Raw genomic sequence first — 6488 nt, 5'->3', positions numbered from 1 at the left:
CACACGAACAATATACGCGAGATACTGTCTTCACTATTTCCGCTTAATAGCAGAATTGCAGTAAGAGCCATCATGCAGACCAAATTCAAAACGAGCATAGGCAGTTTGTTTTTTAGATACTGTTTTCCGTTCATAGCGTGTACCCCTGCCTGTGTTTTGTTTTGATAAAGCCAGTTAGGCCGATAGCAGATAGCTTTTCCAGAATACGGGCGATATTGACGCTCAGAGCGTTGTCATCAACATAAAGCTGGTTGTCCCACAAATAATCAACAATATCATTCCGGGGACAAATTTTTCCCGCGTGCTTGAACAGATAGTAGATAATTTTTAGCTCGTTCTTTGTCAGCTCCGCCTGTCTGCCATCATATTCAATCGTGCTACTTTCCAAATGGAGAACCGCTCCCTGCCATACAAGCCGCTCACCCTGTTCTGCGGGATAAGCCCGTTTCAGCAGAGAAGAAATCTTTGCCAGTAAAATTGCGGTATTATAGGGCTTTGTAACAAAGGCGTCGCCGCCCAGCAAAATGCTGTTCAGCTCGTCCATATCCGTGTTACAGCTCGTCACAAAAATAATCGGCACATTGGAAAAGCCACGGATTTGAGAACAGATAGAATAGCCGCTTTCTTGTGGTAATTTTATATCCAGTAAAATCAAATGGGGCTGGATATTCTTGACGGCTTGCACGATGGAAGAAAAATCAGTAACTGCGTCTGTATGATAGCCATTCCCATTCAAAAGGTTTACAAGTTCCGTTTGTATTACGGTGTCGTCCTCGACAACAAGAATTTTGTATTTCATAGCACCACCTCCCTCAGAAATTATTATATCACATCTATGCAACACCTTGTCTATCAGAAACACGAAACAAAATACTACCAAAACATAAAATTGCACTTCGTTCAAATATTCTCACCCGAAATGTAAAATAATGTAGGGGTGATATGAGAATGTACCAAGATGAACGAAAACTTGATTTTCACGCGCTGGGCCGGGAAATCAAGCGCAAAAGAGAAGCCAAAGGCTGGACACAGGAATACCTCGCACAGCTTGTAGACCGCACCCCGCGTTCTATTATGTATTTTGAAAATAGAGGTCAGCATCCCAGCCTCAATACTTTTTATCAGCTCGTCACCCTGTTGGATATTTCCGTAGATGATTTTTTCTATCCAGACAAGCAGAACGGCCAGAGTGACTGCCGAAAGCATATAGATCACTTGCTCAACGAAATGGACGAAAAAGAACTCACGATTATCGAAGCCACAGCAGAGGGGCTGAAAAAGGCCCGGAGAACGGAGGAAGCGTAAGAACAGCGCGACCTCCGTTTTTTTGCGCCATTTTCGGGGTTGCACGAAACGGCAAGCAGGGCAAGTGTATAGACACTCGCTATTTTTGCGCCCCGAGGGGCCTGCAAAAATGCTTGTTGGGGAGCCTCCCCAAACCCGGCAGACTTCGGGACAAAGTGTCCCGAAGTGGCGGCGCATAGCGCCTTTTGTCTGCGGCCCGGTGCTATCGCTCCTGTGCCTTATTTCCACGCCCGCCGGTTACGCCGAGCAGATGATCGATGTTGGTCTTGATCGCCACGGCCTCCCGCATATCCTGCTGGGCCTTGCGGTATTCCGCATAAAGGGCCTTTTTCTTTTCAGCCAACTCACGGCGGGACTTTTTGAGCGCGTCCATCTTGGGGAGCTTGGCCCCGGCCAGAATATCATTCATAGCAGCCTTGGCTGCCCGGTAGCTGGCAAGCTCGGCCTCATGCTCGGCAAGATATTTCTTGCTGTACCGCGCCGCCTTGTAGCCGTCGAACGCAGAGCGGGTCTTGGCATAGTCCACCGTGGCAGCCATGAGCTGGTCGGTTTTGGCAAGGGCCGCCTCGGTGTCCCGCAGCTCCCCGGCCAGCGCATGAAAGCAATCCACGGCCCCGGAGGTCTTGGCGGCCAGCGCGTCATAGTCGCCCAGCTCATGCTCCCGGAGGTATTGCAGAGCGGCGGCCATCTGTTTGAGGTTGTAGACCTTGGCCCACCGTTCATAGGCCGGGCCCTTGCCTTGGCTCAACCGCTCTTGAATGTCGATTATGAGATTGATCCGCTGGGGCGGCGGGGCCTCGTCAGGGATCTCCGGGGCAGGCCGTTCTCCGGCAATCACCGCCCGAATGTCCTCGGGATCGTAGCCGTCCCCCAAGGTAGATGCCCGGAGCCGGGTGGGTTTCTTCTGCCCCGGCACAAGGAACGAGATCACGCCGCCCCGCCCACGCTTCACGGCATACCCGGCCCTCTCCATGAGCCGCAGGAACGCCTCGAAGTCGGCGGGCTTTTTTGCGAGTGCGTCCCCGATGGCAAGACGGAGCCTCTGCTGGGCAGACGGGGGCCGCTCACCGATCCATTGGCCGTAGTTGAGGAAACGCCCCTTGCTGTGCAGCTTGGGATTGGTAATTACGGACAGGTCATTTTCCAGACACACCCGGTCAGAGAGCCGCCGCAGGGCGCTGGCCGATCTGAAAAAATCCCGGTACTTGTGGGCGCAGTCCAGCGCGGTCGAATTGTAATAAATGTGGTTGTGGATATGGCGACGGTCTGTGTGGGTGGCAACAAAAAAGGCATGTTTGCCCTTCGTCCATCGCATGGCCGTCTCATAGCCCACACGGTTTGCCTCCTCGGGAGTGATCTCTCCGGGCTTGAATGACTGACGGATCTGATAGCAAAGTACATCCGCATCCCGCCGCTGTTCCCGGCCCGTGATGGCTTTGTATTTTGCCTTGGAGAGCAGGAACTCCGCATCGGCGGTCATGTGGTCGCACTCATAGCAGGAGATCAGCTCCCCGCCCTCGGTCTTGTCCGGGTTCTGCCCGTATTCAAAACGGTCTTTCAGCGATTGGGCGATGGTTTCCCCCTTGCTGATGTGGTGTGCCTTTAGGTAGGTTGTGGCCGTGGGTATTCCTCCTTTCCAAGAGAAAAGCGGCGGCTGCGGTCAGCCGCCGCCTCGCTACTTCGGGACAAAGTGTCCCAAAGTGATCAGTCCGTGATAAAGCACTTCAAGGAGTAGTTGAGCCCGTCCAGCTTGCTAATCAGCCACTCGGCCACAGCGGGCAGGCCAAAGGGCGAAACGCAAAAAGCTATCACAAGCCCCTGTATTCCCCATGCCGTATCACCTTCGATAAAAATTGAAAACAGCGCACAGACAGCAAAGAGCAGGGACAGGATGCTAAACGCCCAGGATGCCAGCGAAAAGACGAATGACAGCACCCCGACTGCGAGGGACAGCGCCAGAACAAAGGGCGCGGCAAAGATTTTCAGAACAAACCGCATAGCTTGAAACCTCCTTAAAAAGTTGTTGTTATCCTCTACAATACCATTATAACTCCGTAAAAATGGGACAACAAGGACGCCTTTGGCTTTCTCCACCTCGGGACACTTTGTCCCGAAGTCGAGAAAACCGGGGGACGGCACAAGGCCATCCCCCGGACATTCAGAGCTCCGTTACAGCGGAGAGTTTTTTAAGCAGATCGGACAGCGGCTCCCACAGGGCCGCATAGTCCTTTTGAAGCTGGGCAATTTCTTCGGGATAGATGCCCCCGTAGGTGTTGGCTTGGATCGCCACTTGATTGAGGTTGTTTGCACACCGCCGCTGTAAGGACACCAGCTCCCGGATGTCCGAAAGGTCAACATGGAGCACATACCCATTGAGGGCCATTTTGCGGACATAGGCGCTCAGATTGCTGATCCCGGCCTCGGCCATGCGCCCTTGAATAACCTCCATTTCATCGGGGCGCACCCATACATAGATCGGCATACTGCGGACGCGCTTTTTTGTCATCGCTCCTCGCGCTCCCGGCTGCGGCGCTTGTTGGGCGGCTCTTTCACCTTATCCAGTTTCTTTTCCCGTTCCGGGGGCAGAGCCGGAAGCTGGTTGTTCAGAACGCCGTCGATCATGTTGTAGTTATGCTCGGCGGCGATCTCTGCGCTTTTCATGGGATTATATCTTTCTTCCATTTTGATCCTCCTATCGGTCGCCCCGGTCGGGGGCTTTTTTCTTGGGGGCAGGATCGCCCCGGTTGGCCTCGGTCAGAGCAGCGGCCTCCTTCATCTGCTGGGCAATCGGTCGGGGCCTGCCGCAGCTTTCCCGCCGCAGCTCGGAAATATTGGGTGCGGGACGGAGCTCATAGTCGGACGCCTGTTTTTCCGTCAGCGGTTTGGTGTAGGTCAGATGGCCCCACGCCACAAACGCGCCGCCCTCCACGGGGATACGCTGATCGTAGTTGACGATCTCATCCGGGGCGTTATGGGGCGGCTTCGGGAATGTGCCGATGTCCACAGGCCGCTGGGTGGAATAATACTTGTAAAGGCCGGGGGCCTCGATCCGCACGATCTTGACCTTGAAAAGCCGCTGGTAGTCCTGCACCCGGTCTGCAAAGTCCTGTTCCATAGCGGTCAGATCGTTCCCGTAGTGCCCCCACTCATATTGACGCTGGCCGTTTTTGTCATCGTAACAGGCCCATGTGACATAGGGGGACGGAGCGGTGGGGTGTTCACCCAGCGCAAAGCCCCTGCCGTTTTCCAGCATAACAGCCTTCAGAATGGCATAGCCTTGGTTTTTGTCCATAGAACCTCCTCTCAGAAATGTTTGCACTTCGGGACAAAGTGTCCCAAAGTCAGATATACGATGTGGAAAGCATTTGAGTAAAACCGGGGTGGGATAGGGAAAGATACCCCCCACCCCCGGAACGAGGGCCGAAAAGCCTTGCAATCAGCGGGTTTTTCGGGGCCTAATTTTCTACACATCAGCCCCGCTTTTTACGCATATAATCCCGCTTCTGTTTCCGCAGAGCGGCCCCCGCACAGGCCGGGGAGCAGTAGCGCGTCCTGCCGTCCGGGAGAAAGACGCTGCCGCAAATCGGGCAGAGCCGGGTTTCGGGGGCGGGGCCCTCGGCGGTCAGCGCCGCCTCCAGCACAGAATCAAGGGGCAGAACAGCCTCCCGGAAGTAGCGGCAATAGCTCCCCGTCCAGCATTTCCCCAGCATATAGCACTCACAATCCAGCGGTAAGCACCCGCACTCCTTGTCGTAGTTGGCACACCACTTTGTCACCAGCTTGCGGATCTTCGCCTTTTCCTCACGGGTCAGCTCACGGGCCACAGCATCACCTCCCGCCATCCGGGGTTTTGAGCAGATCCCGGTAGCAGGACATACAGGCGATGCCCCGCCAGTAGGGGCAGCCGTCACAGCGGGAGCCCTTGGGGGCCTTGGGCGTGGCCGGGGGCTGGATATGGGACGGCCTTTTCATCATGGTTTCGTAAGGGCTGTTGGTAAAATTCATACATTGTCCTCCTCGGGTTCGGGATCGTCCTCGTCCCACGGAGGGCCGTCATCCTCAAAATCGTTGTAAGCGTCCATTTCTTCCTCGTAGTCATCCTCGGGCGCGGCGGCCTGCTGGTGCTTGGGGCGGTAAATCTTGAAGTACCACCCGGCCCCGCCGCCAACGGCGAAGATGGCAAGCACAAGGGACAGCGAGCCCAGCCCGCTTTTTTTCTCGGGTTCGGGCTCGGGCTCCGGGGTGGGTTCGGGTTTCGGCTCGGGAGCTGTACCAGCACATTCGCCCATGTTGACGGAGCAGACGGGGCAATCGGTGTGGATGGCCCCTACCGCACATTTATCCCCGCAGGTGCAGGCGGGCGGCTCACCGCCAGCGGCCTCCATAGCGGCCAGTAGGTCAGCCTCGTCCACAACGCTGAAAAAATAAGTTTGATACTGTTCTTCCTCCTCGTTCACCGGCTTGTCGTAGTCGATGACGATATAGAAAGTGCTGCCGCCGCTGGTCTGGACGGTGATAAACTGCTTGTTGGTGTGCTTGTCATAGAGCAGATCACGGGTCACAAGGGAGCCCTCCTCAGAAAAGCCCTCGCCGGGCTCCACCGGGTCAAGCCCCTCCCAGTTCACGCCCCCGGTCTGCTCGGGGGGCGTGGTTTCCTCGATGTACTCGTCGCCGCCCCCGGCGTAGGCCGTGACGGAAAAACCGCATAAAAGAACGACGGCACAAAGCGCCGTCGTCAGCAACCTAAATCCTCTTTTCATTCCGCCACCTCCATTTCCGGGGAAGCAGACTTCGGGACACTTTGTCCCAAAGCTGCCTTGCCGCCGTTCTGGATGGACTGGAGCAGCAGGGGCAGATCGGTGAGGGAAATACTCATGCCCCGCACGATGTCCACGATCTCGCTGTTTTCCGCCTCGTGCTTTTTCTGTTCCAGCTCCTTCAGCCGGGCCTGCTGTTCCGCAATCTTGGCCTTGACCTTTTCGATCTCAGCCTCGATTTTTGCGCTTTTGCTGATTGCCATATTCAAAAATCCTCCTTGTCAATAAAGTTTGCCGTAGGCGTAGAAGTGGGACTGCCAATAGCTCGTGTTGAGATTGGAATAATGGAAGGGGTCGCCGCAGACGAGCATCCAGCCGACGCCCACATAGATGCCTACATGAGACACGCCCGGTGAGTCATACGTT

At 55.4% G+C, this 6488-nt stretch carries 12 protein-coding genes; 1 reads left to right on the top strand and 11 read right to left on the bottom strand.

Annotated elements, in window-relative coordinates:
• Window positions 1–130 precede the first annotated feature (130 nt).
• Window positions 131–799 carry a response regulator transcription factor gene (locus tag ACT8X9_RS12375; protein ID WP_444269186.1) on the bottom strand — a complete coding sequence of 223 codons (669 nt, stop codon included), beginning with the start codon at window positions 797–799 and terminating at the stop codon, window positions 131–133.
• 143 nt (window positions 800–942) lie between these two features.
• On the opposite strand from ACT8X9_RS12375, the gene ACT8X9_RS12370 reads away from it, so the two are divergent.
• Window positions 943–1305, top strand: a complete 363-nt coding sequence (locus ACT8X9_RS12370) for a helix-turn-helix domain-containing protein (protein WP_444269185.1) — start codon at window positions 943–945, stop codon at window positions 1303–1305.
• Window positions 1306–1507: 202 nt separating this feature from the next.
• Here the strand turns inward: ACT8X9_RS12370 and ACT8X9_RS12365 are convergent, their stop codons facing one another.
• The 10 genes from ACT8X9_RS12365 to ACT8X9_RS12320 all read right to left on the bottom strand — a co-directional run.
• Window positions 1508–2866: a relaxase/mobilization nuclease domain-containing protein gene (locus tag ACT8X9_RS12365; protein ID WP_444269188.1), complete on the bottom strand. Its 1359-nt coding sequence runs from the start codon at window positions 2864–2866 to the stop codon at window positions 1508–1510.
• A gap of 143 nt (window positions 2867–3009) precedes the next feature.
• A complete protein-coding gene (locus ACT8X9_RS12360; protein ID WP_444269184.1) occupies window positions 3010–3303 on the bottom strand; it encodes a CD1845 family protein in 294 nt (97 codons plus the stop codon).
• A gap of 160 nt (window positions 3304–3463) precedes the next feature.
• A complete protein-coding gene (locus tag ACT8X9_RS12355; protein ID WP_444269183.1) occupies window positions 3464–3811 on the bottom strand; it encodes a plasmid mobilization protein in 348 nt (115 codons plus the stop codon).
• Window positions 3808–3987, bottom strand: coding sequence for a DUF4316 domain-containing protein (locus tag ACT8X9_RS12350; RefSeq protein WP_419035609.1), 180 nt, complete (start codon window positions 3985–3987; stop codon window positions 3808–3810). The genes ACT8X9_RS12355 and ACT8X9_RS12350 overlap by 4 nt, the downstream gene beginning before the upstream one ends.
• Window positions 3988–3997: 10 nt before the next feature.
• A complete protein-coding gene (locus ACT8X9_RS12345) occupies window positions 3998–4597 on the bottom strand; it encodes a defense against restriction DarA-related protein (protein ID WP_444269182.1) in 600 nt (199 codons plus the stop codon).
• Window positions 4598–4775: 178 nt separating this feature from the next.
• Window positions 4776–5129, bottom strand: a complete 354-nt coding sequence (locus ACT8X9_RS12340; RefSeq protein WP_444269181.1) for a cysteine-rich VLP domain-containing protein — start codon at window positions 5127–5129, stop codon at window positions 4776–4778.
• A 4-nt stretch (window positions 5130–5133) separates the two neighbouring features.
• Entirely contained in the window at window positions 5134–5310 is a 177-nt protein-coding gene (locus tag ACT8X9_RS12335) for a hypothetical protein (RefSeq protein WP_444269180.1), read from the bottom strand.
• Window positions 5307–6065 carry a DUF4366 domain-containing protein gene (locus ACT8X9_RS12330; RefSeq protein ID WP_444269179.1) on the bottom strand — a complete coding sequence of 253 codons (759 nt, stop codon included), beginning with the start codon at window positions 6063–6065 and terminating at the stop codon, window positions 5307–5309. Before ACT8X9_RS12330 ends, ACT8X9_RS12335 begins: the two co-directional genes overlap by 4 nt.
• A complete protein-coding gene (locus ACT8X9_RS12325; RefSeq protein ID WP_444269178.1) occupies window positions 6062–6325 on the bottom strand; it encodes a DUF4315 family protein in 264 nt (87 codons plus the stop codon). The genes ACT8X9_RS12330 and ACT8X9_RS12325 overlap by 4 nt, the downstream gene beginning before the upstream one ends.
• Window positions 6326–6343: 18 nt before the next feature.
• Window positions 6344–6488 (bottom strand): NlpC/P60 family protein (locus ACT8X9_RS12320; RefSeq protein WP_444269187.1); only part of this gene is annotated, 145 nt, incomplete at its 5' end.

Source organism: Faecalibacterium sp. (assembly GCF_052358865.1).
Classification (GTDB): domain Bacteria; phylum Bacillota; class Clostridia; order Oscillospirales; family Ruminococcaceae; genus Faecalibacterium; species Faecalibacterium butyricigenerans.
Note: the sequence above shows the minus strand (reverse complement) of the source record. Positions and strands in the feature narration are given on the sequence as shown.